General features: G+C 69.1%; 26 protein-coding genes. 9 read left to right on the forward strand and 17 right to left on the reverse strand.

Features of this window, described 5'->3' with window-relative positions:
* Positions 1-123: 123 nt before the first annotated feature.
* Complete coding sequence (locus ACQR3U_RS11055; protein WP_230810503.1) at positions 124-2259, reverse strand: ATP-binding cassette domain-containing protein; 2136 nt, start codon at positions 2257-2259, stop codon at positions 124-126.
* Positions 2260-2321: 62 nt separating this feature from the next.
* On the opposite strand from ACQR3U_RS11055, the gene ACQR3U_RS11060 reads away from it, so the two are divergent.
* Complete coding sequence (locus ACQR3U_RS11060; RefSeq protein ID WP_006554070.1) at positions 2322-3308, forward strand: helix-turn-helix transcriptional regulator; 987 nt, start codon at positions 2322-2324, stop codon at positions 3306-3308.
* 113 nt (positions 3309-3421) lie between these two features.
* Here ACQR3U_RS11060 and ACQR3U_RS11065 read toward each other — a convergent pair whose 3' ends face one another.
* The 7 genes from ACQR3U_RS11065 to hisD are packed head-to-tail and all read right to left on the reverse strand — an operon-like array spanning position 3422 to position 8695.
* The gene (locus ACQR3U_RS11065; RefSeq protein ID WP_006554071.1) at positions 3422-3676 is read right to left on the reverse strand and encodes a hypothetical protein; all 255 of its coding nucleotides are present in this window, start codon (positions 3674-3676) and stop codon (positions 3422-3424) included.
* Positions 3673-4308, reverse strand: a complete 636-nt coding sequence (hisH, locus tag ACQR3U_RS11070; RefSeq protein ID WP_230810502.1) for an imidazole glycerol phosphate synthase subunit HisH — start codon at positions 4306-4308, stop codon at positions 3673-3675. The genes ACQR3U_RS11065 and hisH overlap by 4 nt, the downstream gene beginning before the upstream one ends.
* Positions 4309-4318: 10 nt before the next feature.
* Positions 4319-5476 carry an MFS transporter gene (locus ACQR3U_RS11075; RefSeq protein ID WP_138843506.1) on the reverse strand — a complete coding sequence of 386 codons (1158 nt, stop codon included), beginning with the start codon at positions 5474-5476 and terminating at the stop codon, positions 4319-4321.
* Position 5477: 1 nt separating this feature from the next.
* Positions 5478-5633: a hypothetical protein gene (locus ACQR3U_RS11080; RefSeq protein WP_016696019.1), complete on the reverse strand. Its 156-nt coding sequence runs from the start codon at positions 5631-5633 to the stop codon at positions 5478-5480.
* 4 nt (positions 5634-5637) lie between these two features.
* The gene (hisB, locus tag ACQR3U_RS11085) at positions 5638-6252 is read right to left on the reverse strand and encodes an imidazoleglycerol-phosphate dehydratase HisB (RefSeq protein ID WP_006554074.1); all 615 of its coding nucleotides are present in this window, start codon (positions 6250-6252) and stop codon (positions 5638-5640) included.
* Positions 6249-7376, reverse strand: coding sequence for a histidinol-phosphate transaminase (locus ACQR3U_RS11090; RefSeq protein WP_006554075.1), 1128 nt, complete (start codon positions 7374-7376; stop codon positions 6249-6251). Before ACQR3U_RS11090 ends, hisB begins: the two co-directional genes overlap by 4 nt.
* Positions 7373-8695, reverse strand: coding sequence for a histidinol dehydrogenase (gene hisD / locus ACQR3U_RS11095; protein WP_006554076.1), 1323 nt, complete (start codon positions 8693-8695; stop codon positions 7373-7375). The genes ACQR3U_RS11090 and hisD overlap by 4 nt, the downstream gene beginning before the upstream one ends.
* Before the next feature lie 121 nt (positions 8696-8816).
* Between hisD and ACQR3U_RS11100 the strand changes: the two genes are divergently transcribed.
* The 4 genes from ACQR3U_RS11100 to ACQR3U_RS11115 all read left to right on the forward strand — a co-directional run bounded on the left by ACQR3U_RS11100 (position 8817) and on the right by ACQR3U_RS11115 (position 12779).
* Entirely contained in the window at positions 8817-9200 is a 384-nt protein-coding gene (locus ACQR3U_RS11100) for a helix-turn-helix domain-containing protein (RefSeq protein ID WP_230810501.1), read from the forward strand.
* Between the two features lie 111 nt (positions 9201-9311).
* Entirely contained in the window at positions 9312-11066 is a 1755-nt protein-coding gene (locus tag ACQR3U_RS11105) for a PHA/PHB synthase family protein (protein ID WP_230810500.1), read from the forward strand.
* 109 nt (positions 11067-11175) lie between these two features.
* Positions 11176-11595 carry a hypothetical protein gene (locus tag ACQR3U_RS11110; RefSeq protein ID WP_006554079.1) on the forward strand — a complete coding sequence of 140 codons (420 nt, stop codon included), beginning with the start codon at positions 11176-11178 and terminating at the stop codon, positions 11593-11595.
* Between the two features lie 65 nt (positions 11596-11660).
* Positions 11661-12779, forward strand: a complete 1119-nt coding sequence (locus ACQR3U_RS11115) for an alpha/beta fold hydrolase (protein ID WP_230810499.1) — start codon at positions 11661-11663, stop codon at positions 12777-12779.
* A gap of 52 nt (positions 12780-12831) precedes the next feature.
* Here the strand turns inward: ACQR3U_RS11115 and ACQR3U_RS11120 are convergent, their stop codons facing one another.
* The 4 genes from ACQR3U_RS11120 to nadA all read right to left on the reverse strand — a co-directional run bounded on the left by ACQR3U_RS11120 (position 12832) and on the right by nadA (position 17941).
* Positions 12832-14274, reverse strand: coding sequence for a WS/DGAT/MGAT family O-acyltransferase (locus ACQR3U_RS11120; RefSeq protein WP_230810498.1), 1443 nt, complete (start codon positions 14272-14274; stop codon positions 12832-12834).
* A 199-nt stretch (positions 14275-14473) separates the two neighbouring features.
* Entirely contained in the window at positions 14474-15340 is an 867-nt protein-coding gene (gene nadC, locus ACQR3U_RS11125) for a carboxylating nicotinate-nucleotide diphosphorylase (RefSeq protein WP_006554082.1), read from the reverse strand.
* Between the two features lies 1 nt (position 15341).
* Positions 15342-16913, reverse strand: coding sequence for an L-aspartate oxidase (locus ACQR3U_RS11130; RefSeq protein ID WP_230810497.1), 1572 nt, complete (start codon positions 16911-16913; stop codon positions 15342-15344).
* Positions 16910-17941, reverse strand: coding sequence for a quinolinate synthase NadA (gene nadA / locus ACQR3U_RS11135; protein ID WP_230810496.1), 1032 nt, complete (start codon positions 17939-17941; stop codon positions 16910-16912). The genes ACQR3U_RS11130 and nadA overlap by 4 nt, the downstream gene beginning before the upstream one ends.
* Before the next feature lie 82 nt (positions 17942-18023).
* Between nadA and ACQR3U_RS11140 the strand changes: the two genes are divergently transcribed.
* Positions 18024-18734 carry an NUDIX hydrolase gene (locus ACQR3U_RS11140; protein ID WP_071935159.1) on the forward strand — a complete coding sequence of 237 codons (711 nt, stop codon included), beginning with the start codon at positions 18024-18026 and terminating at the stop codon, positions 18732-18734.
* 15 nt (positions 18735-18749) lie between these two features.
* Here the strand turns inward: ACQR3U_RS11140 and ACQR3U_RS11145 are convergent, their stop codons facing one another.
* Positions 18750-18890, reverse strand: a complete 141-nt coding sequence (locus ACQR3U_RS11145; RefSeq protein ID WP_006554085.1) for a hypothetical protein — start codon at positions 18888-18890, stop codon at positions 18750-18752.
* Between the two features lie 62 nt (positions 18891-18952).
* Positions 18953-19582 carry a TetR/AcrR family transcriptional regulator gene (locus ACQR3U_RS11150; RefSeq protein WP_230810495.1) on the reverse strand — a complete coding sequence of 210 codons (630 nt, stop codon included), beginning with the start codon at positions 19580-19582 and terminating at the stop codon, positions 18953-18955.
* Between the two features lie 111 nt (positions 19583-19693).
* Between ACQR3U_RS11150 and ACQR3U_RS11155 the strand changes: the two genes are divergently transcribed.
* From ACQR3U_RS11155 to ACQR3U_RS11165, 3 genes are read left to right on the forward strand one after another with little or no spacing between them, the layout of a single operon-like run.
* Positions 19694-20593, forward strand: a complete 900-nt coding sequence (locus ACQR3U_RS11155) for an SDR family NAD(P)-dependent oxidoreductase (protein WP_230810494.1) — start codon at positions 19694-19696, stop codon at positions 20591-20593.
* 45 nt (positions 20594-20638) lie between these two features.
* Entirely contained in the window at positions 20639-21286 is a 648-nt protein-coding gene (locus tag ACQR3U_RS11160) for a maleylpyruvate isomerase family mycothiol-dependent enzyme (RefSeq protein WP_230810493.1), read from the forward strand.
* Between the two features lie 15 nt (positions 21287-21301).
* On the forward strand, positions 21302-21868 hold the full coding sequence (locus ACQR3U_RS11165) for a DUF488 family protein (RefSeq protein WP_230810492.1): 567 nt from the start codon (positions 21302-21304) through the stop codon (positions 21866-21868).
* Positions 21869-21929: 61 nt separating this feature from the next.
* Here the strand turns inward: ACQR3U_RS11165 and ACQR3U_RS11170 are convergent, their stop codons facing one another.
* From ACQR3U_RS11170 to bioB, 3 genes are all read right to left on the reverse strand, one after another.
* Positions 21930-22463 carry a GNAT family N-acetyltransferase gene (locus ACQR3U_RS11170; RefSeq protein ID WP_006554090.1) on the reverse strand — a complete coding sequence of 178 codons (534 nt, stop codon included), beginning with the start codon at positions 22461-22463 and terminating at the stop codon, positions 21930-21932.
* Between the two features lie 89 nt (positions 22464-22552).
* Entirely contained in the window at positions 22553-22753 is a 201-nt protein-coding gene (locus ACQR3U_RS11175; protein ID WP_121209198.1) for a hypothetical protein, read from the reverse strand.
* Positions 22753-23766 carry a biotin synthase BioB gene (gene bioB / locus ACQR3U_RS11180; RefSeq protein ID WP_019289721.1) on the reverse strand — a complete coding sequence of 338 codons (1014 nt, stop codon included), beginning with the start codon at positions 23764-23766 and terminating at the stop codon, positions 22753-22755. Before bioB ends, ACQR3U_RS11175 begins: the two co-directional genes overlap by 1 nt.
* Positions 23767-23831: the final 65 nt, after the last annotated feature.

Below are 23831 nucleotides of genomic sequence, written 5' to 3' on the forward strand. Positions count from 1 at the left end.
CGAGGGCCCGGCAGGTCGGGGTCGGACGGCCGGTGTACTCGTCGACGGACCCCTCGTACAGCACGGTTCCGCCGTGCCGTCCAGGTCCCGGCCCGAGGTCGACGATGTGGTCGGCGTGCCGGATCACGTCGAGGTGGTGTTCGATGACGACACGGTGTGCCCTCGGTCGACGAGGTCGTCGAAGACGCACAGGAGGGTGCCGACGTCCTCGGCGTGCAGGCCGGTGGTCGGCTCGTCGAGGACGTAGAGGGTCGGCGTCTTCGCTCGTCCGAGTTCCTTGGCGATCTTCACCCGTTGACACTCGCCACCGGAGAGCGTGTCGAGCGACTGTCCGAGGCGGAGGTAGTCGAGGCCCACCCCGGCGAGCGCACTCAGTCGGTGCGCGATCTCCGCGTGCGGCAGTTCCTCGATGGCGCGACCGACGGTGAGGTCGTCGACATCGGCGATCGACAGGCCGTTCACGGTGTGCCCGAGCACCTCGGCGGTGAACCGGCGGCCGTGGCAGGTGTCGCAGACGACCTCGCGTCCGTCCATGAAGGCGAGGTCGATGTACACGACACCGGCCCCCGTGCAGGTCGGGCACGCACCCGCCGAGTTCGCGCTGAACAGGCTCGCCGGCACACCGTTGTGTTCGGCGAACATCCGCCGCAGGGTGGGTGCGATGCCGGCGTAGGTGATCGGGGTGGAGCGGCGATTGGTGCTCACCGGCCGCTGGTCGATCACCGTGGCGTCGTACTGATCGACGAGTTCGGCTGCGAGACTGGACTTTCCCGAACCAGCGACCCCGGTGAACACGGTGAGCACGCCGGTGGGGATCCGCACCGTCAGGTCGCGGAGGTTGTTGCGACACGCATCGGCGATCGTGAGACGACCGGTCGCCTCGCGGGCGGGGTGACCGCGGCCGATGTCGCGCCGCAGCGATCGGCCGGTGGGAGTGTCGGCCGTTCGGAGCCGGTCGAAAGTGCCCTGGAAGACGAGGCGACCACCGGACGAGCCCGCACCGGGACCGATCTCGATCACCTGGTCGGCCCGGGCCATCACGCTCGGGTCGTGTTCGACGACGAGGACGGTGTTGCCGCTGTCGCGGAGCCGTTCAAGGAGGTCGATCATCGTCTCCACGTCGGCGGGATGCAGACCGACCGTTGGTTCGTCGACGACATAGGTCATCTCCGTCAGGCTCGACCCGAGGTGCCGGACCAACTTGATCCGTTGCGATTCGCCGCCCGAGAGCGTGGTGGTCGCCCGGGCGAGCGCGAGATAGCCGAGGCCGATCGTCACCATCGCCTCGAGACGGCCCACCAGTGCGGACACCACAGGTGCGGCGCGCGAGTCGTCGATCGTGCGCACGAATTCGAGCAGCTCGATGATCTCGAGGCGGGACAGCTCCCCGATCGTGCGGCCGCGAAGGGTGACCGCCCGCGCGGCCGCGTTCAGCCGTTCTCCGGCGCAGTCCGGGCACGTCTCGGCGCGGGTGAAACGTCGGATGACGTCCTGTTTGCGTTCGGAGAGGTTGTCGGAGGTGTGCAGGTGGATGCGCTCGAACCTCTCGACGACGCCCTCGTATCCGTCCGGCGGTTTGTGGCCCAGCGCCGCTGCGGCCTCGCCGCCGTAGAGCAGTGCCTCCCGCTCGGCGGGCTTCCACTCGCGCAGGGGTGTGTCCGCGTCGAAGGAACCGATGTCGGCGTACTGGGAGTACCAGTACCCACCGTTGCCGAAGCCGGGCACCAAGATCGCGCCCTCGGCGAGGGACCTGTCGAGATCGAGGAACCGCTCGACGGCACTGACGACGATCTCGCCGAGCCCGGAGCAGGTCGGGCACATCCCGGTGGGGTCGTTGAACGAGAAGCGGTTCGACTCCCCGAGGACGGGTGTGCCCACACGGGAATACAGCAGCCGCAGATAGGTCCAGGTGTCGGTGATGGTGCCGACCGTCGAGCGGGCGTTGCCGCCGAGGCGGCGCTGGTCGACGACGATCACCGGCGTCAGACCGTCGATGTGGTCGACGTCGGGTCGTGTCCACTTCGGCAACCGATTGCGCGTGAACGGCGGGTACGTCTCGTTGAGCTGGTAGCCGGCCTCCGCGGCGATCGTGTCGAAGACGAGCGACGACTTCCCGGAGCCGGACACCCCGACGATCACCACGAGCCGGTTGCGCGGAACGGTCAGATCGACGTCGGCCAGGTTGTGGGTGCGGACGCGACGGATCGTGATGGCGCGGCCTCGCACTGCCGCCTCGGTGGTCGTGACGGTGGTGGTCATGGATTCGACGCTACGACCGGTTGCGGCCGGATCCTGACCGCAACCGGTGGGAGGATGACGGCATGGCGGACGTCACCGAGCGGATGCTCGCGTTGTTGTCGATCCTGCAGACCGGACGCGCGATCGGCGGGGACGAGCTGGCCCGGCGGCAGCAGGTGAGCCGCCGGACGCTCCGCCGCGACGTCGACCGGCTGCGCGGCTACGGATATCCCGTCGAAACCCGCTCCGGGCCCGGCGGTTTCTACCGTCTCGCGTCGGGACGTTCGATGCCGCCGCTGGTGCTCGACGACGACGAGGCCGTCGCGGTGCTTCTGGGGCTCGGCGCTCTCGCCGCGACCGGGCCGGCCGAAGGCGGACTCGACGATGCTGCCACCCGCGCCTACGGCAAGCTCGACCAGTTCCTGCCCGCGCGGCTGCGCCCGCGGGTCGCGGCCGTCCGCAGCGCGGTGGAGACGAGTGCGCTGCAGGCGCCCAGCGTGTCGGCGGAGCTGCTCGGCTCCGTGGCGGAGGCGATCGCACGGTGTGACACGCTCACCTTCGACTACGTCGACGCGCAGGGCTCGCCGACCTCGCGCAGGGTCGAGCCGTACCGGCAGGTCCACCACCTGCTGCGGTGGTACCTCCTCGGATGGGACGTCGATCGCGAGGACTGGCGGGTCTTCCGCCTCGATCGTGTGCGCGACCTGCTCCGCACCGGCCGACGGTTCGCACCCCGCCGACTTCCCGCCGGGTCCGCCACGGAATACCTGCGGCAAGGACTCCGGCAGGGGCGGACACCGGTGCACCTGGACGTGGCGGCCTCGGCCACGCACGTCGCCGACGCGCTGAAGTACCAAGACGCCGAGATCCGGCCGACGGGTGACGACCGGACCGAGGTGCACCTCGCGGTCGAGTCGTGGCAGTGGCTCGTCCTCGCGCTCGCCACCCTCGACGCCGACGTCCGGATGCGCGCGGACCCGGAGATCGTCCGGGCCTGCGCGGTGTTCGCCGATCGTCTGCGCGCGGCGGCGCAGGACGCCGTCGTCCCCTCCGAGGACGGCGCGAGGTGAATCTGGGCGCGGCAGATCGATTTCGAGTTCCGCACAGCTGCGTTACGAAGCTCCTCGCGCGCCCGACCGGGGTTCGCTACCGCAACACGCCGGGCGAAATCCGGTTCGGCGCGTCAGCTTCCGGGGCGGTCGTCCTCGGCGGGACCGAAGGCGCGGCGGGCCGACCGCGTCGACACGACACCCATCGCCACGACGGCCGCCACGATGCCGACGAGTGCGACGACCAGCCCGACGACCGGCGTGGGACGGACCGCCACGACGACGATCGCGGTGACGAGCAGCACGACGGTCGCCGTGCCGACGGACATCAGGGCGTGACGGCCGAAGGAGAACTCTCCGCCCGGCCGACCGCGCCGCGGCCCGGTCACAACGAGTCGACCCAGTTCTGCAGCAACTGTGCGCCGGCGTCGCCGGACTTCTCCGGGTGGAACTGGGTGGCCGACAGCGGACCGTTCTCGACGGCGGCGACGAACCGGCTGCCGTGCTCGGCCCAGGTCACCTTCGGCGGGGCGAGACGCTCGGGAGCATCCAGTTCCCACGTGCGGGCGGCGTAGGTGTGGACGAAATAGAACCGGGTGTCGGCGTCCATGCCGGCGAAGAGCACCGAATCGGCGGAGGCCTCGACGGTGTTCCAGCCCATATGCGGCAGCACCGGCGCGTCCAGACGCTCGACCGTGCCCGGCCACTCCCCGCAGCCCTCGGTCTCGATGCCGTGCTCGACGCCGCGTTCGAACAGGATCTGCATGCCGACGCAGATGCCGAGCACCGGACGACCGCCTGCGAGGCGGGTGCCGATGATCTTGTCTCCGCCGACGCTGCGCAGGCCCTTCATGCACGCGTCGAAGGCACCGACGCCGGGGACGACGAGTCCGTCGGCGGCGAGCGCGATCTTCGGGTCGGCGGTGACCTCCACGTGCACGCCGGTACGGGCGACTGCCCGCGTGGCGGAGTGGAGATTGCCCGAGCCGTAGTCGAGGACGGCGACCGTGGTTGCGCTCATGATGTCGATTCTATGTGGTGGGACGGGGACGTTCCGACGGCCCGGCCAGTCGGGCCAGCAACGGCAGCGCCGGAACCAGGACGGCGGCCGCGGCGAAGGCCGCGGAGTATCCGGCCACGGCTGCCACCGCGCCGAGGGCGAACGAACCGGCGCCGGTGCCCGCATCGAAGCCGATGTTCCAGGCGGCGCTCGCCGAGCCGGTGTTGCCGGCCCCGGCGCGACTGAACGCGACGAGCAGCGCCTCGTTCTGCACGACACCGAAGCCGAAGCCGAAGGCGATCGCGGCGACGATCAGCAGTATCGCTCCCCCTCGGTCGTCGGCGACGAGTGCGAAGGGAATCATCGCCAGCCCCGCCAAGCCGAGACCGACGGGCAGCAATTTGCCGGCGCCGATCCGGTCGGCGACCGAACCGGCCGCGTACCGTCCGATCAGCGAGGCCGCGCTGAGCACGGCCAACGCCGCCGCGACGGGCAGACCGGCGACCGCGATACGCAGCAGCGAGGTGAGACCGCCGTAGGCGATCGCACCCGCGCCGACCGCGACCAGCGGGAACAACAGCACGACCGGAGGCACTCGTCGCGCCGTCCGGGATTGTTTCGCGGTCAGCCGTGGCAGACGGATCGCGGCGAGCAGACCGGCGGACGAGATGATCGCGCCGAGCACGAACACCGGCGTGGTGGAGAACCGCTCGGCGATCGCCAGCCCGGCGGGCAGACCGATCGTCTGGGACGCGGCGATGGCGATGCCGAGCATGCCGGTGGCCCGGCCGAGCAATCGCGGCGGCGCGAGTTCGCCGACGAGGGCGGCCGCCGCCACGGTGATCATGCCGAAGCCGATACCGCGCAGCGCGGAGATCCCGAGCACGGCCGCCGGGGCCATCGACACGAGGAACAGCAGCGACGGCGGCCCGAGGAACAGGCAGCCGGCCACGAGCGTCGCGCGGTGACCGAACGCGCGCAACAGTCGCGGCATCGCGAGCTGGGTGAGGACGGTGGTGAACATGAACACCGCCGTCACCGACCCGGCGAGCATGTCGCTGCCGCCGGCCTCGGCGATCGCCCACGGCACGACCGGCAGCAGCAGCGAGAAGCCGCCGAAGGCCGCAGCGGACGTCGACCACGCCGGGATCAGACCACGAACGGTGAACAGTCCTTGTTGTTCCGCCACGTCAGAGCAGCCGGAAGACGCCCGCGGCGGCGGCCAGCACGGTCAGAGCCAGCAGCACACCCGCGAACAACGTGTTGCGCGCCTTCCACATCGACCACGTTCCGCCTGCCGCGAATCCGGCCACGATGAAGCACAGGTAGGTGAGGACGACATCCATATGGTCAGAGACTGCCCTTCGTCGACGGGATGCCGGTCACACGCGGGTCGGGTTCGACGGCCTCGCGCAGCGCGCGGGCGACCGCTTTGAACTCGGCCTCGGTGATGTGGTGCGGGTCGCGGCCGTAGAGCACCCGCACGTGCAGGGCGATGCGGGCGTGGAAGGCGAACGACTCGAACACGTGCCGGTTGATCACCGTCGAGTAGGGCACGCCGGGATATCCCCCGATCACCGAGTGCACCATGTAGTCGGGTTCACCGGTGAACACGCAGTAGGGACGGCCGGAGACGTCGACCGACGCGTGCGCGAGGGTCTCGTCCATCGGGATGAAGCAGTCGCCGAAGCGCCGGATGCCGCGCTTGTCGCCGAGGGCCTGACCGAAGGCCTGGCCGAGGACGATGGCGGTGTCCTCGACGGTGTGGTGGGCCTCGATCTCGATGTCGCCCTGCGCCTGCACGGTGAGATCGAACGAACCGTGCTGGCCGAGCGCGGTGAGCATGTGGTCGTAGAACGGGATCCCCGTGGAGATCTCGGTGCGGCCGGTCCCGTCGAGGTCGATCTCGACGGTGATGCTCGATTCCTTGGTGGTGCGTTCGACGCGCGCGATGCGGTCGCTCATCGGGTTTCCTCGATTTCCGTGGCCGCGAGCTTCTCGCTCACTCGCAGCAACTCGTCGTTCTCGTGGGTCAGGCCGATCGTGGTGCGCAGGTAGCCGGGGATCCCGACGTCGCGGATGAGTACACCCTCGTCGAGATACCGCTGCCAGGTGGCAGGGGCGTCCGCGAAGCGGCCGAACAGGATGAAGTTGGCGTCGGAGGGGATCACGTCGTAGCCGAACCGGGCGAGTTCGGCGGCGACGCGGTCGCGCTGGGCGGCCAGTTCCGCAACCGACGCGAGAGTTTCGGCGGCGTGCCGCAGGGCCGCACGCGCGGCGGCCTGGGTGATGACCGACAGGTGGTAGGGCAGGCGGACGAGCAGCAACGCGTCGATCATCGCGGGGGCTGCGGCGAGATAGCCGAGCCGTCCACCGGCGAAGGCGAAGGCCTTGCTCATCGTCCGCGAGACGACGATCTTCGTCGGGTACTCGTCGATCAGCGACAGAGCGCTCGGCTGCGAGGAGAACTCGACATACGCCTCGTCGACGATCACGATGCCGGGGGCGGCGTCGAGGATCACCCGCAACTGGTCGAGCGGGATGCTGTGTCCCGTCGGGTTGTTGGGGCTGGTGACGAAGACGACGTCGGGCCGCCGCTCGCGCACGGCGGCGGCGGATGCGTCGACGTCGAGGGTGAAGTCGTCGCGCCGGTAGGTGGCCAGCCACTCGGTCTGGGTGCCGTCGGCGATGATCGGGTGCATCGAGTACGACGGCACGAAGCCCATCGACGTGCGCCCGGGGCCACCGAAGGCCTGCAGGAGCTGCTGCAGGATCTCGTTGGAACCGTTCGCGGCCCAGACGTTCTCGACGCCGAGGGGAACACCGGACGCCTTCGTCAGATAAGCGGCGAGGTCGGTGCGCAGCGCGACCGCGTCGCGGTCGGGATAGCGGTGCAGCTGCGTCGCCGCCTCACGCACGGCCTCGGCGACGTCGTCGACGAGCGCCTGCGTGGGCGGGTGCGGGTTCTCGTTGGTGTTGAGCTGGACGGGCACCGTCAGCTGCGGTGCACCGTAGGGCGACTTGCCGCGCAGATTCTCGCGCAACGGCAGGTCGGCGAGGGTGATGCGGGAGCCGGGGATCTGGGTCACTTCAGCGCCTCGAATCGCAGACGGACGGCTTCACCGTGGGCGGGCAGGTCCTCGGCGTTCGCGAGGGTGATGACGTGACCGGAGACGTCCTTCAGGGCCGCCTCGGTGTACTCGACGACGTGGATGCCGCGCAGGAAGGTCTGCACGCTCAGGCCCGACGAGTGCCGGGCGCAGCCGGCGGTGGGCAGCACGTGGTTCGATCCGGCGCAGTAGTCGCCGAGGGAGACCGGCGCCCACGGCCCGACGAAGATCGCGCCCGCCGACCGGACACGCGCGGCGACCTCGGAGGCGTTCTCGGTCTGGATCTCGAGGTGCTCGGCGGCGTAGGCGTTGACGACCTTCAGGCCCTGCTCGATGTCGTCGACGAGGACGATGCCGGACTGGCTGCCGGACAGCGCGGTGGTGACGCGCTCGCGGTGCTCGGTGAGCTCGAGCTGCGCGGCGAGCGCGGTATCGACGGCGTCGGCGAGGTCGGTGCTGGTGGTGACGAGCACCGAGGCGGCCATGACGTCGTGCTCGGCCTGACTGATCAGGTCGGCGGCGACGTGCACCGCGTCGGCGGTGTGGTCGGCGAGGATCGCGATCTCGGTGGGACCGGCCTCGGCGTCGATGCCGACGACCGCGCGGCACAGCCGCTTGGCGGCGGTGACGTAGATGTTGCCGGGGCCGGTGATCATGTCGACCGGGGCGAGTTCGGCGCCGTCGGTGTCGGTGCCGCCGTAGGACAGTAGTGCGACACCCTGTGCGCCGCCGACGGCCCACACCTCCTCGACGCCGAGCAGGGCCGCGGCGGCGAGGATCGTCGGGTGCGGCAGTCCGCCGAAGTTCTTCTGCGGCGGCGAGGCGATGACGAGCGATTCGACGCCGGCGGCCTGCGCCGGCACGACGTTCATCACGACCGACGACGGGTAGACCGCGTTGCCACCCGGCACGTAGAGGCCGACGCGTTCGACCGGCACCCAGCGTTCGGTGACGGTACCGCCGGGGACGACCTCGGTGGTGACGTCGGTGCGGCGCTGGGCCGCGTGCACGACGCGCGTGCGCGCGATGGCCTCCTCGAGAGCGGCACGGACGGCGGGGGCGAGTTCGGCCAGCGCGCGGCCGAGTTCCGCGGCGGGAACACGTACCGAGGCGGGGCGGACCCCGTCGAACTTCTCGCAGTAGTCGAGCGCGGCCTCGGCGCCGCGATCGCGTATGTCGTCGACGACGGGACGGACCTGATGGAGCACCGCGTCCACATCCACTCCGCCGCGGGGCAGTGCGCCCCTGAGCTCCGCAGTGGTGGGAGTACGACCGCGCAGGTCGGTGCGGGCAAGCATGAGGTGTCCTCTCTCGTCGAACAGGGGTCACCTTCTACTATCTCGCATCGAGTGGTGACGTTCGAAGTCGCGCCCGCGTGAGGATGCTCTCGACACGGATCACCGTGCTTATGCTGACGGCATGGACGAGGACGAGTCGCGCCCGAGCACGTTGGGCGAATTGATCCGCCGCCAGCGTGAGCTCGCAGAACTGCCCATGCGTCAACTCGCGGCGATGGTGGGCATTTCGAATCCGTACCTGTCGCAGATCGAGCGGAACCTGCGGGCGCCGAGCGAGCGTGTGCTGCAAGCGATCGCCGAACAGTTGCACCTGTCAGCGGACACCCTCGCGACCCACGCGCAGGCCGACGACGGAGCGGAGTCCGCGGTCCTGCGGGCGATCCGCGAGGATCCCGACCTGACCAATCCCCAACGGCGTTCGCTCGAGGAGATGTACGAGGCGTTCCGCGAGCTCACCGTCGCGCGCCGTCGGCGTGGTGGAGGACGCGAAGCACACGAGAAGTGAGCATTCTCACAATCGGTACCGAGTGCGTTCGTGCGCCACCCAGTGTCCGAGGTCAGCCCGATTTCGTCGCCTCATCGACGAACATGCAGGTAGCACGTACCTGGAGGTAAGATGCGCACCTTTCTCGGCGACGTCACCATCGGCTCCGGACCATTCACCCAGTTCTGGAGTTGCTCGGTGCTCAACCATCTGCAGAAGAAGCTCACCTCCTCCCTCGACCCGATCGGGTGGGGACCGGCCGTCGCATCCGTCGCCGGCCGTGCAGTGAAGAATCCGCGGGCCGTGGCCGGCGCGACCACGGAGTACGCCACCCGCCTGGCGAACATCCCGGCAGCGGCGACACGCGTGTGGAACGCCGCCGATCCGCAGCCCCCGATGCCGCTGGATTCTGAGGACCGCCGGTTCTCCGATGCCGCCTGGAAGGAGAACCCGGCCTACTTCTCGCTGCTGCAGAGCTATCTCGCCACCCGCGAGTACGTCGAGGATCTCGCCGACGCCGGCTCGGGCGATCCCGTGCAGGACGGCAAGGCCCGCCAGTTCGCGAACTTGATGTTCGACGCACTCGCCCCCTCGAACTTCCTCATCAACCCGGGTGTGCTCGTGCGCGCGCTCGACACCGGTGGCGCAAGCCTGTTCCGCGGCGCGAAGTACGCCATCGAGGATGTCGTGCACCGGAAGGGCCTGCCGCTCAAGGTCGACCGCGAGGCGTTCACCCTCGGGGAGAACATGGCCGCGACCCCCGGCAAGGTCGTCTTCCGCAACGACCTCATCGAGGTCATCCAGTACGCCCCCCAGACCGGTGAGGTGCACGAGATCCCGATCCTGGCGGCGCCACCGTGGATCAACAAGTACTACATCCTCGACCTCGCGCCGCAGCGCAGCCTCATCGAGTGGGCCGTGCAGCACAACCGCACCGTGTTCGCGATCTCGTACCGCAACCCGGACGAGTCGATGCACGAGATCACGATGGACGACTACTACCGGCAGGGTGTCGCGGCGGCTCTCGACGCCGTCGAGGAGATCACCGGATCCTCGCGTATCGAGGTGCTGTCGATCTGCCTGGGCGGCGCGATGGCGGCGATGGCCGCGGCCCGCATGGGCAGGCTGGGCGACAAGCGGATCAGCGCGTTCACGATGCTCAACACACTCCTGGACTACAGCGAGGTCGGCGAGCTGGCACTGCTGACCGACCCGGCCACACTCGACCGCGTCGAGTTCCGGATGAGCAAGCAGGGCTTCCTCTCCGGCAACGAGATGGCCGGCAGCTTCGACATGATCCGCGCGCGCGATCTGATCTTCAACTACTGGGTGTCGCGGTGGATGAAGGGCGAGAAGCCCGCCGCCTTCGACATCCTCGCGTGGAACGAGGACAGCACCCGCATGCCGGCGAAGATGCACTCGCACTACCTGCGGTCGCTGTACGGCCGCAACGAGCTCGCGCGCGGCGTGTACGAGCTCGACGGCGAGGTCCTCGACCTGTCGGACATCACGTGCGACACCTATGTGGTGGGCGCGATCAACGACCACATCGTGCCGTGGACGTCATCGTATAAGGCCACGGGCCTGCTCGGCGGGTCGGTCCGGTACGTCCTGACCAGCGGCGGCCATGTGGCCGGCGCGGTCAATCCCCCCAACCCGAAGGCCTGGTTCGAGGCCGTCGGCGCGCCCGACGGCGAGAAGCTGCCGACGCTGCCCGAGGACCCGAAGGCGTGGTCGGAGAAGGCCACTCGCACCGCCGGGTCGTGGTGGGAGGACTGGACCGCATGGTCGACGAAGCGCGCCGGTGAGCTGGTCGCTCCCCCGGCGATGGGCAGCGCGCAGCATCCGCCGCGGTGCGATGCCCCGGGAACCTATGTCTTCGAGTGACGTTGCGTGTTAGCTATCATATTGCTAACCTGCTAACAGCGCTGATCCGAGCGCACCCCCACAGGGGAAGCCCCGCTCCTGTCACGAGCGCCCACGGAAGGTACACACCATGACCGCACCGACCAAGACCACCGCCGCCAAGGCCACCGATGCCACGGCCAAGGCGACCGAAGCCGCCACGAAGGCCGCCGCCGAGGCCACCGCAACGGCCCAGCAGTCGGCCGAGAAGCTGACCTCGACGGCCGCTGCGGTTGCCGACAAGGCCGCGACCGAGTTCACCAAGACCGTCGACGAGGCCACCGAGCGCTTCCAGGAGTTCAACGCGAAGTTCGTCGACGCCGCGAAGCAGAGCGGAAACCTCGGTGTCGACACCTACGAGAAGGCCGTCTCGAGCCTCCTGGATCTGCAGGAGAAGGTCGCCGACGCCACCCCCGTCGAGTGGGTCGCCGATCTCGCCAAGGCGCAGGTCTCCTTCGCTCGCGAGCTCACCACCACCGTCACGAGCACTGCTCGCGACCTGCTGAAGTAATCGTCGACTCACTCGATGCAGTCGATACCGAACACCGCATCAGCGGACGTTCTCCGGTGCAGTGCATGCTGACACTGACACCAGCCCGGATCGCCGCGGCCCCGTTTCGTCTCGGGACCGCGGCGATCGCCGGCTGGAGCGGCTATCTCGCCGGCCTCGTACGACGCGGCGCCACGCCGTGCACGCTGATCTCCGACGCGAACCGGTACAGCCGCGCCCTGACATCGGCCACGCCGCCGCGCTGGACCACGGACTGGCCGGTCGTGCGCCGGTGGCCCCTCGGAGGCCTGCGTGATTGCAGCACCTCCGACCCCGCACGCGACGAGATCCCGACGCTGCTGTTGCCGCCGCAGGCGGGCACCCATTCGTGCATCGTCGACCATTCCGCCGACCGCAGTCAGGTCGAAGCCCTCCGAGCCGGTGGCCTGACCCGCCTGCACTGTCTCGACTGGGCGCCCGCGACCCTCGCGACGGACGGCTGCTCGATCGACGAGCACCTGGCGGTCGTCGCCGAGGCCGTCGACCATCTCGGTGACCGGGTGAACCTGATCGGCGACAGTCAGGGCGGGTGGCTCGGCACGGTCTACGCGGCATTGCATCCCGAGCGCGTGCACTCGCTGACCGTGGCGGGAGCACCCATCGACTTCCACGTCGACCAGCCGGCGTTGTCGGTGCTGGCCCGCGCGCCCCACGGTGCCGCGGCCACAACGATCGACTTCTGGTACGGGGCGGCTCGGACCGTCGGAGTGCCGACCACCGATCCGATCGGTGAGATCGAACGAGCGATGACGCTGCTCGCCCTGCTCCACGATCCCGACGAAGTGGCGCGCTGGGAGGCCGAACGGCACTGGTTCACGTGGAAGCAGGAGATCCCTTCGGCCTTCCGCGCGTGGATAATGCGCCACCTGTTCGTGGGCAACGAACTCGTCGCCGGCAGCCTGAAGGCCGAAGGACGCGTCGTCGATCTCGCGGCCGTCGACTGCCCGGTCCATCTGATCGCCGGCTCCGCCGACCCGATCGCGACTCCCCGGCAGGTCACCACGCTCGCGGAGTACGTATCGACCCCGCCGCAGAGGATCACCACCACCGTCGCCGACGCCGGTCACATCGGGCTGTTCATCGGCCGCCGCACCCTCACCGAAGTGTGGACGCCGCACGCCCGCCGTGTGGCGGCGACGTCCTGACTCATCCCGGGCCGTTCGGCGATGCGGCGCGCCGATTCTCGAAACGGCACGGTCAGTCGTTCCCGGCGTCGTCCTCCCCGCTCTCCTCGTCGTCGACCTCCACCCGGACGCCGAGGGCGGATTCCAGCGCCTCGAGTTCCTCGTCGAAGCGATCGAGCAGCCAGACGAGATCCGGGACCGTGCGACCGCACGCCGTGAGACCGAAGGCGATCTCGTCGTCGGTGCTCGTGCACGTGATGTTCAGCGCCTGCCCGTCGACGGGCACCGACAGCGGATACAACGCGTCGACGCGCGCACCGTTCCAGTACAACGGCGCATCGGGACCCGGCACGTTCGAGACGATCACGTTGAACGGCGGCCGCGGCAGCGCCCGGTTGCCGGTAAGTACTCCCACCGCCAGAGGCGCCACACCCACCGCGCTCGTCGCGAGACGACCGAGCTTCGACATCGAGTTCATCGCGTGCTTGCCCTCGATCATCGAACCACGCACGCGCGCAAGACGTTCTACCGGATCCACGCACTGCGTCCCGAGCGTGCACATGAGAATGCCGATCTCGTTGCCCGACGAGCTCCTGCTCTGACGCAACGAGACCGGGACCATCGCCACCAGCGAATCCTCCGGCAGCGCATCGTGTTCGGAGAGATACGCCCGCAACGCCCCACCGGACAGTTCGAGGACGACGTCGTTGAGCGTCGCGTCGGCCGCCTTGGCCGCCATTCGCAGTCGCTCGATCGGCCAGGACCGGGCCGCGAATCTGCGCGATCCGGAGATCTTCCGGTTGAGGATCGTGTTCGGAGCGCCCAGCGACAACGAACCACCGCGATTGTGCAGGGCACGGTCGACGGTGCCGACGAGGGCCGGGACCAGCGCCATCGCCTCGGACACCATGTTCACCGCGTCGTTCACCACGCCGGTCGCCGCACGGACGACCGCACCGGGGAACCCGATCGCGGTGCCCATCGCCGAGCGGCTCGGCGACCGGGCGTCGTCGACCGCCCACGGCGCCGGCATGTCGGTGCGTTCCGGGTCGGTGCTGAGCGCGCGGCGCATCAGACGCATGGCCCCCACCCCGTCGGCGAGCGCGTGGTGGATCTTCACGTACAGGGCGTAGCGACCGTCTGCCAGCCCTTCGATCAGATGCATCTCCCACAGTGGGCGCGTGCGGTCGAGCAGCGAGGCGTGCAGACGGGAGACGAGTTCCCACAGATCGTCCATCGTGCCCGGGGACGGCAGCGCGTTGAACCGGACGTGGTAGTCGATCGAGAAACGCGGATCGTCCTCCCAGGCCCATTGCCCGAGGGTGAACAGCGAGCGGGTGGGCCGCTTGCGCCACAGCGGCCCGGCGGGTTCCTCCCGGGCGAGCGCCTCGGCGAACATCGACTTCAGGTCACTCGCGTCCTTGCCCTCCGGCGGCTGGAACAGCAGGAGACCGCCGACATGCATCGGGTGGTCGCGCGACTCGCCGAGCAGGAACATCGAGTCGGTCGGTGACATCGGTAACCGCATCGTGTTCTGTCTTCCTCCCCCACCCGGCACCGGCGACAACCGGAGCACCGCCCCTACGTGACCGGTACCGGCACGTCGATGTGCTGTCAGTTCTACCCCAGAAAGCGCACGTGCGGGGACCGTCTCACCGACGGATGTTCCGGTGGCGCGTCCGATTCATCCGTGCCGCGACCTGCGACCTACACGCTCACATGTCGAGGCCGAAGTCCAGGACGGTCACAGAGTGGGTGAGCGCACCCACCGCGAGGAAGTCGACGCCCGTGCGCGCGTAGTCCGCGGCGACGTCGAGGGACAGGCCGCCCGAGGATTCGAGTCGTGTCTGCGGCGCGTGGGTGTTGCGCCGCTGCACCGCGATCTGCGTCTGCCACAGCGGGAAGTTGTCGAGCAGGATCAACTCGACGTTCTCGGCGAGCACCTCGTCGAACTGTTCGAGGGTGTCGACCTCCACCTCGCACGCGATGTCGGGGGCATGCTCGCGGACGGCTCGCAGCGCCGCGACCACCGAACCGGCCGCCGCGACATGGTTGTCCTTGATCAGCGCCTCGTCGCCGAGCCCCATGCGGTGGTTGACGCCGCCACCCATCCGCACCGCGTACTTCTGCAGCGCGCGCATTCCCGGCAGTGTCTTGCGGCTGTCGCGGATCTTCGCCTCGGTGCCCGTCACCGCATCGACCCAGTGCGAGGTCGCCGTCGCGATGCCCGACAGGTGACACAGGAGATTGAGCATCGTGCGCTCGGCGGTGAGCAGGCCGCGGGTCGGCGCCTCGACGGTCAGGACCGAATCGCCGGGCAGCACCCGCTCCCCGTCGGACCTGCGATCGAGCACGCCGTAATGATCGGCACCGATGACCTCGTCGAGGACGAGCAGACCGACGTCCAGACCGGCGAGGGTGCCGGCCTGCCGCGCGACCACCGAGGCGGTGGCGACAGCGTCGGCGGGCACGGTGGCGTCGGTGGTGACGTCCGGTCCGTAGCGCAGGTCCTCGTCGAGCGCCTTCCGGACCAGCTCGCGGGTCTCGGCGAGGTCGAGTCCGTCGGGCAGGGCGGTGGTCATCTCAGTTGACTCCTGTCAGTTCCGGTGTGGTGAAGGACAACTCGCCGTCATCGTCGATGCGCAGTTCGAGGCTGCGTGCCTGCGTCGGGTCGGTGTCCGGACGGTCGCTGCGGGTGTGGCATCCCCGCGATTCGGTGCGGCGCTGCGCCGCGAGCAGCAGGGCCCGCGCGGTGACGGTGAGGGCCGAGTCCTCGAGCCGATCGGCGTCGGTACAGCTTGCAGCGACGCTCATCCTGTCGAGTTCGACTGCGGCAGCGGCCAGTCCGTTCGCGTCGCGCACGACCAGCGCGTGCCGGGTCATGAGCTGCTGCAGCACCGTCCGATCACAGACGGTCGGGGCGACGGCGGGAATGCCGTCGGTCTCGACACGCGTTCCGGCCCGTTCGATCGCCGCGGCCATCCCCGCGCGCTCGCCGAGGACGAGCCCTTCGAGAAGGCTGTTGGAGGCGAGCCGGTTCGCGCCGTGCAGGCCGGTGCGTGCCACCTCACCGGCCGCGTACAGACCGGGAATGCGGGTGCGGCCGTGCACATCGGTGACGACACCGCCGCACGAATAGTGCGCGGCGGGAGCGACCGGCAGCAGATCACGGGCCGGATCGAGACCGGCGTCGGCACACATCGCCGTGATGGTCGGAAAACGCGTGGCGAAGCCGTCGAGGTGACGGGCGTCGAGGTACACGTGATCCTCACCGAGTGCAGTGAGTCGCTCGGCGATGGCCCGCGAGACGACGTCGCGGGGTGCGAGGTCGCCGAGCGGATGCACACCCTCGGTGATCGATCGGCCGCGGGAGTCGACCAATCGTGCTCCCTCCCCGCGCACTGCTTCGCTGATGAGCGGCCGACGTCCGGTACCGCCTTCCGCGAACAGCACGGTCGGGTGGAACTGGACGAATTCGAGGTCGGCGACACCGGCGCCGGCGGCCAGGGCCAGCGCGATGCCGTCGGCCGTGGCGCCGGGCGGATTCGTGCTGCACGCGTACAACTGCCCGAGGCCACCGGTCGCGAGCAACACGGCCGGGGCGTGAACGACGCCGTACCCGCGCTCGTCGAGGACGAGCAGTCCGGTGACACCCCGCGCGTCGGTGAGGACCCGGGCGGCAGCGGCGCCGAACAGGACGGGCAAGCCCGCCTCGCCGAGGGCGCGCTGAACTTCGGCGCCGGTCGCGTCGCCACCGGCGTGAATGATGCGGCGGGTGCTGTGCCCACCCTCGCGGGTGCGGGCGATGTCGCCGTCTCCGGCGGTGTCGAACACCGCGCCGAGATCGCGCAGAGCGGTGACGGCATCGGGGCCGGCGGTGACGATCGAGCGCACCGCGTCCTCGTCGCACAGTCCCCCGCCCGCCGCGAGGGTGTCGGCGACGTGGGCGTCGACGCTGTCGCCCACCGGCGCCACCACGGCGATACCGCCCTGGGCGTACTGGGTGGCCGTGTCGGTGGGGCCCCCTTTGCTCACCGTGAGCACCCGCGCGCCGCGCCGGGAGGCGGCGCGCGCGGCCGTGAGACCGGCGACGCCACCCCCGACGACCACCAGGTCGGCGTGGTCCTCCCACGCGACCGTGATGGCGGTGGTCACTCGCCGCTGCCCGGGTTGCCGATGGCGATCATGCGCTGCACCGACAGGCGGGCCCGCTCGGCGACGTCGGCGGCGACGTGGACCTCGTCGCGTCCCTCCTGCAGGCAGCGCAGCAGCGCGGCGGGCGTGATCATCTTCATGTAGGGGCACGACGCCCGGTCGTTGACCGCCTGGAAGTCGATGCCGGGCGCGGCCTTGCGGAGCTGGTGCAGCATGCCGACCTCGGTGGCGACGAGGACCTGCTTCGCGCCGGTCTCCCGGGCGGCGTCGATCATCCCGCCGGTGGACAGGATTCTGACCTTGTCGTCGGGCACGAAGCCCTCCCCGGCGAGATACAGCGCCGAGGTGGCGCAGCCGCACTCGGGGTGGACGAACAGGTCGGCGTCGGGGTGCGCCTTGGCCTGCGCGGCGAGCTCGTCGCCGTTGATGCCGGCGTGCACGTGGCACTCCCCGACCCAGATGTGCATGTTCTCGCGGCCGGTGACGCGCTTGACATGGGCGCCGAGGAACTGGTCGGGCAGGAACAGCACCTCGCGGTCGGGGTCGATGGACGCGACGACGTCGACGGCGTTCGAGGACGTGCAGCAGATGTCGGTCAGGCCTTTGACCTCGGCGGTGGTGTTGACGTACGAGACCACCACGGCGTCGGGGTGGTCGGCCTTCCACTCGCGCAGCTGGTCGGCGGTGATCGAGTCGGCGAGCGAGCAGCCGGCGCGCTCGTCGGGGATGAGCACCGTCTTGTTCGGGCTGAGGATCTTCGCGGTCTCGGCCATGAAGTGCACGCCGCAGAAGACGATGGTGTCCTCCTCGGCCTCGGCGGCGATACGCGAGAGCGCGAGCGAGTCGCCGACGTGGTCGGCGACGTCCTGGATCGCGGGAAGCTGGTAGTTGTGCGCGAGCAGCGTGGCGTTGCGCTCACGGGCCAACCGGCGGACCTCCTCGGCCCACTCCGGCGTCGCCTCGACGCCCGTGTATCCGCCGGGGCCGTCGACGATGGTGGCGGCTCCCGCCCACTCGGTCGTGGTCATGGCCTAGCTCCTTCGAGGGTGTCATCCCGGCGGGTTCTACCGGAATTGCCGTATTCGAGGTTTTCGACTTAGGATCGAAAACATGACACATGGTAACACCCGTCACGAAGTGCTCATCGCTGTGTTCCAGGTTCGCCGCTTCCCGGACGCCTCGGGAGCCCTCCGCGAGGAGCCCGAACTCGGGGTGCTGCTGTGGCAGCGGGCCCTCGATCCGCAGGTCGGCACGTGGTCGCTCCCCGGCGGCCAACTACGCAACGACGAGGACCTCACGACGTCGGCGAGGCGGCAACTGGCGGAGAAGGTCGACGTCCGCGAGGTCGCGCACCTCGAACAGCTGTCGGTCTTCTCCGACCCGGATCGGGTGCCGGGACCGCGCACGATCGCGTCGACCTATCTCGGTCTGATCCCCCTCACCTCGGATCCCCAGCTGCCGTCCGATACGGCCTGGCATCCGGTCTCGGACCTTCCCGCGATGTCCTTCGACCACGGGGTGATGGTGGCGAACGCCCATGCGCGCCTTGCCGCGAAGCTGTCGTACACGAACATCGCATTCGGCCTCGCACCGGCGGAGTTCTCGATGTCCACGCTGCGCGACATCTATTGCGCTGCATTGGGTTACGAGGTGGATGCCACCAATCTCCAACGGGTGCTGGCGCGCCGGAACGTGCTCACCCGCACCGGCAACACCGCACCGTCCGGCAAAGCGGGAGGTCGCCCCCCGGCGCTCTACCGCTTCACCGATTCCCGGCTGCGCGTGACGGACGAATTCGCCGCCCTGCGACCGCCGGTGTGAACCTCCCGGAGGAGATCAGAAAGGCCGTCCCATGATGACCTCGAGCAACTGCAGCGGCATCGTCAGGAAGGCCGACCCGACGAACAGCGCCGAGCGCAGCGGGTCGCCCGCCAGATAACCTTCGCGGATCCATTCCAGAACATCGACCGAACCCATGCTGTCCCTCCCCTGATCGTCATGTGATTCCGACGTGTGTGTCGGGCAGGAGGAGTCGTACGTTACAGATCGGCGGACCGGTCGCCCTCGGACGGACGCGTCAGGCCGGAGAGAACGGTCTCGACCAGAGTGCGGACATAGTCGTCCGACGGGGGCTCGCCGGCGGTCGACCACTTCTGAGCGACAGGCGCGAACAACATGTCCACGGCGACATCGAGATCGAGGTCGTCCGGCAGTTGCCCCGCACTCTGCGCGGCCCGGAGCCTGGCCTTCTTCATCTCCCGCATCGGCGCGTCGAGGCGGTGTTCGTATTCCGCTGCGAGCCCGGGGTCTTCGAGTACCGCCACGGTCAACGCACGCAGCGGGACGGCGAACGTCGGATCACGCAACTCCGCCACGGTGGCCTGCAGCACCGCGACGAGGTCCGCGCGGAGATCGCCGGTGTCGGGCAGCGAGGCCTCGTCCCCGGCATCGCCCTGCGTGTGTGCCAGATACGCGTCGAGGAGGACGGCTCCTTTCGACGGCCACCAGCGATAGATCGTCTGCTTCCCGACGCCGGCCCGGGCAGCGATCGCCTCGATACCGAGTTTCGTGTAGCCGACCTCGGCGACCAGGTCGAAAGCGGCATCGAGGATCGCTTTCCGCGAGGCGAGGTTCCGCCGGGAGTGTCCGGTTTCGGGGCGTGCAGACATGGGACGACGATATCGCATCGAGACGAGACGTTGCGTCTTGACAGGCGCCCTCCGGAGGGTCATCCTCGAATGAACGAGACGGACCGTCTCGTCTCACTCAGGAGGTATGCATTGAAGACCCAACCGACGACCGCGTCCCCCGCCACTCCCGGCGTCCGTCCCCGCACCTGGTTGATCACCGGCGCGAGCCGCGGTCTGGGCAGGGAGTTCGCCCGTGCGGCGCTGTCGAGAGGCGACAACGTCGTGGCCGTCTCACGATCGATCGAATCGGCCGATCTCCCCCGGGATCCGGAACGTCTCCTCCGACTCCCGGCCGACGTCACCGACCGCACGGCGGTGTTCGCCGCTTTCGACACCGCCCGCGAGCATTTCGGAGGCCTCGACATCGTCGTCGACAACGCGGGCACCATGGCCTACGGATTCGTCGAGGAGTTCACCGAGGAGCAGGCGCGTGCACAGTTCGAGACGAACTTCTTCGGAGCGATGTGGGTCAGCCAGGCCGCCATGGCGGCCTTCCGGAGCCGAGGACGCGGGCATCTCGTGCAGATCTCGAGCATCGGGGGCGTACTGAGCGGGCCCGGCACAGGGCTGTACAGCGCGAGCAAGTTCGCCCTCGAAGGACTCAGTGAAGCCCTGGCTCTCGAGGCCGCGCATTTCGGCATCGACGTGACGATCGTCGAGCCGGGCGGCTACTGGACCGACCTCTATACCACCATGACGGTGAGCGCTCCGCGATCGGACTACGATTCGCTGCGAGCCGAGATCGAGGAGCAGAGCGCGTCCACGAGCATCGACAGCCACCCCGCCCTGGCCGCGCGGGCACTCCTCGAGGTCGTCGATGCCGACCGACCGCCGCGACGCATCGTCCTGGGTAGCGCCGTCCTGGATGCGGCCGTTGCCGCCACCAGGGAGAAGGTCGACACCTGGCTCGAGTGGGAGTCGGTGAGCCGTGCCGCGGAAGATGCCGTACCGGCACCGGAATCCTCGGGTGGGGCACGATCCGCGATCTAGAATGGGTGGATCGTGTGTCGGGCGGAGCACAGGTCGGGTGATCCCATGAACGTCGACGACATCTGGAACACCGTCGACGAGCAGCGCGCACGAACTGCCGACCTGCTGGAACAACTGACCGAGGACGAGTGGAGCCGGCCGTCGCTGTGCGAGGGCTGGACCGTGCGCGACGTCGCGGCCCACCTCACGCTACAGCAGCTCACCGTGGTCGACCTCGTTCGGATGGCGCTGCGTCATCCCGGTGGCGTGAACACGATCATCCGTGAGTCCTCCCGGCACCGCGCCCGACAGCCGACGGCCGAGTTGATCGCCGACCTCCGGGGAATGATCGGCTCCCGCCGGCACAACGTGGGCATCACCCCGCTCGAGACGATGATCGATCTGCTCGTCCACGGCCAGGACATCGCGATACCCCTGCAGCGCGACCTGCCGATGCCGCCGGACGCCGCAACAGCGGGCGCCACTCGGTTGTGGTCCACCCGCGGGACCGGGAAGGCCCGTGTCTTCGCCGACCTCCCGCTCGACGGATTCCGTCTCACCGCAACCGATGCCGAGTGGTCCTCCGGTTCCGGACCCGAGGTGCGGGGACCGATCTCCGCGATCCTGCTGCCGCTCTCGGGCCGTCGCGCGGGGTTGTCCCGATTGGAGGGCGACGGCGCCGGCGAACTGCGCCGCCGGCTGGCGCACGCGTGATGGCACGATGGAAGCATGAGTGCCGACACCCGCGTCCTGTGGACCATCGGCCACTGGACGTGTCCGCAGTCCGTCCTGCTCGACACGCTGACCTCGGCCGACATCGAACTCGTCGTCGACGTACGGAAGATGCCCGGTTCGCGCCGCAGCCCACAGTTCGACGCCGACGAGATGCCCTCCTGGCTCGACAGCGCCGGGATCGGCTACGTGCACCTCACCGAACTCGGCGGCAGGCGGCCGAAGCAGAAGGGCATCGATCCGGCCGTCAACGCGGGCTGGAAGAACGCGAGTTTCAAGAACTACGCCGATTACACCCTCACCGACGACTTCGAGGCCGGATTGGAGCGCCTTACCGAACTGGCCGAGCATCGGCACGTCGCGATCATGTGCGGCGAGCCGATGCCGTGGCGCTGTCACCGACTGTTGATCGCGAACACCCTCGCCGCACGGGGATGGACCGTCGTGCATCTCGTCAACAACGCGAAGCCGCGACAGCACGAACTGGGACAGTGGGGCGCGACGCCGTCGGTGGGTTCCGACGGGATCGTGACCTATCCTGCCGAAGAACGTGAGCTCCCGTAGCGTTCCGAGCCTCGCAGAGGCCCGCGTGCTCGCCCCGCCCGGGAGGCAGCGACAACACGCATCATCCGAGATCCCGTGAGTAGTGCACGGCGAGGGCTTCCGCCCCCGACGGAGTGACGGTCCGGGTTCGGTCACCGCGGATGTAACCACACCGCTCGAGCACGCGCTGTGATGCTTCGTTCTCGGGGAGGGTGCGCGCGGTCAGGCGGAGTAATCCGCTGCGCCGCGCGAGCTCGGCCGCAAGTTCGAGTGCATCGGCAGCGAGCCCTTTCCCACGACCGTGCGGATGCAACCAGAATCCGACTTCTGCCTCCTCGTCGGCGATGTCGAACAACACCAGGCTGCCGGCGAAGCGATCGGTCTCCGGATCGGCGATCGTCAGTACGGCCAGATCTCCGCGCTCCAGCCCGTGCCGAATCTCGCCGTCTATCAACGCTGCGACGGACGCTTCCGTATACGCCGGTTCGGGCAGGTGCGCGTACCGGCGCACGAGTGGATCTGCCGTCCCGGCGGCGTAGGCGGCCGCGTCGTCGCCGATCATCGCCCGCAGCTGTGCTCGGTCGTTGCGTAACGGCAGCAGTCGAGTATTCAGCATGCACACGAAGTTACATGGTTCGGTCGCCGTAACTTTCGCGAATCGGTCGCGCAGTCGGCCCGGCACGATCCGAGACGCGCCACGGTAGGTCAGCGTTGTTCGCTCATCACCGAGTCGACGGTCCCGTGGCGCGAGCACCGTGCCCACCACCCGTCCGGCGCGATCTGGACGATCATCCGCCGACCGCACTGCGCGCAGAAGCGCGGCGGTTCGAGTCCGAGTTGCACTGCTGCGGAACGGGTTCGGATCGTCCCGTCGACGATCGCTTCGCCGGTGAACGGATCGAACATCAGATCGTCTCGCCGAGAGCCTTGATCGGCATCTTGAGTTCGCCGAGCAGATCGAGGTCGGTCTCTGCCGGTCGGCCGAGCGTGGTGAGGTAGTTGCCGACGATGACGGCGTTGATCCCGCCGAGGATCCCCTTCTGCGCGCCGAGGTCGCCGAGCGTGATCTCGCGGCCACCGGCGAACCGGAGGATGGTGCGCGGCAACGCCAATCGGAAGGCCGCCACCGCCTTGAGCGCCTCGGTGGCGGGCAGCACCTCGAGATCCCCGAAAGGGGTGCCGGGGCGCGGATTGAGGAAGTTCAGCGGCACCTCGTCGGGTTCGAGCGCCGCGAGGTCGGCTGCGAATTCGGCTCGCTGCTCGACGGTTTCACCCATTCCGAGGATGCCTCCGCAGCACACCTCCATACCCGCCTCGCGGACCATGCGCAGCGTCTCGAAGCGCTCCTCCCAGGTGTGGGTGGTGACGACATTCGGGAAGTGCGAGCGGGCGGTCTCGAGGTTGTGGTTGTAGCGGTGCACACCCATCGCGACGAGTCGGTCGACCTGTTCCTGGGTGAGCATGCCGAGCGAGCACGCGATCTGGATGTCGACCTCGTTGCGGATCGCCTCGATACCGGCCGCGACCTGCGCGAGGAGGCGTTCGTCGGGTCCGCGCACGGCCGCGACGATGCAGAACTCGGTCGCTCCGGTCTTGGCGGTCTGCTTCGCGGCCTCGACGAGCGACGGGATGTCGAGCCGGGCGGCCCGCACCGGGGAGGCGAACAGGCCGGACTGCGAGCAGAAGTGGCAGTCCTCTGGGCAGCCACCGGTCTTGAGGCTGATGATCCCCTCGACCTCGACCTCCGGTCCGCACCACGCCATGCGCACGTCGTGGGCGACCGCCAGCAGGTCGTCGATGCGGTCGTCCGGCAGCTGCAGGACCTCGAGGGTTTGGTCGCGGTCGAAACCGATGCCGCGACGGAGCACCTGGTCGCGAGCGATGTCGAGGATGTCGGTGCGGGCGGGCGCCTGGGTCACTGCCGTCTCCTGGGGTGGCGAGAACTTGAACATCGTTCAATTGAACAGCGTTCAGGTTAGGGCGA

The sequence above is a fragment of the Rhodococcus sp. IEGM1339 genome, assembly GCF_050321925.1.
Taxonomy (GTDB): domain Bacteria; phylum Actinomycetota; class Actinomycetes; order Mycobacteriales; family Mycobacteriaceae; genus Rhodococcus; species Rhodococcus pyridinivorans.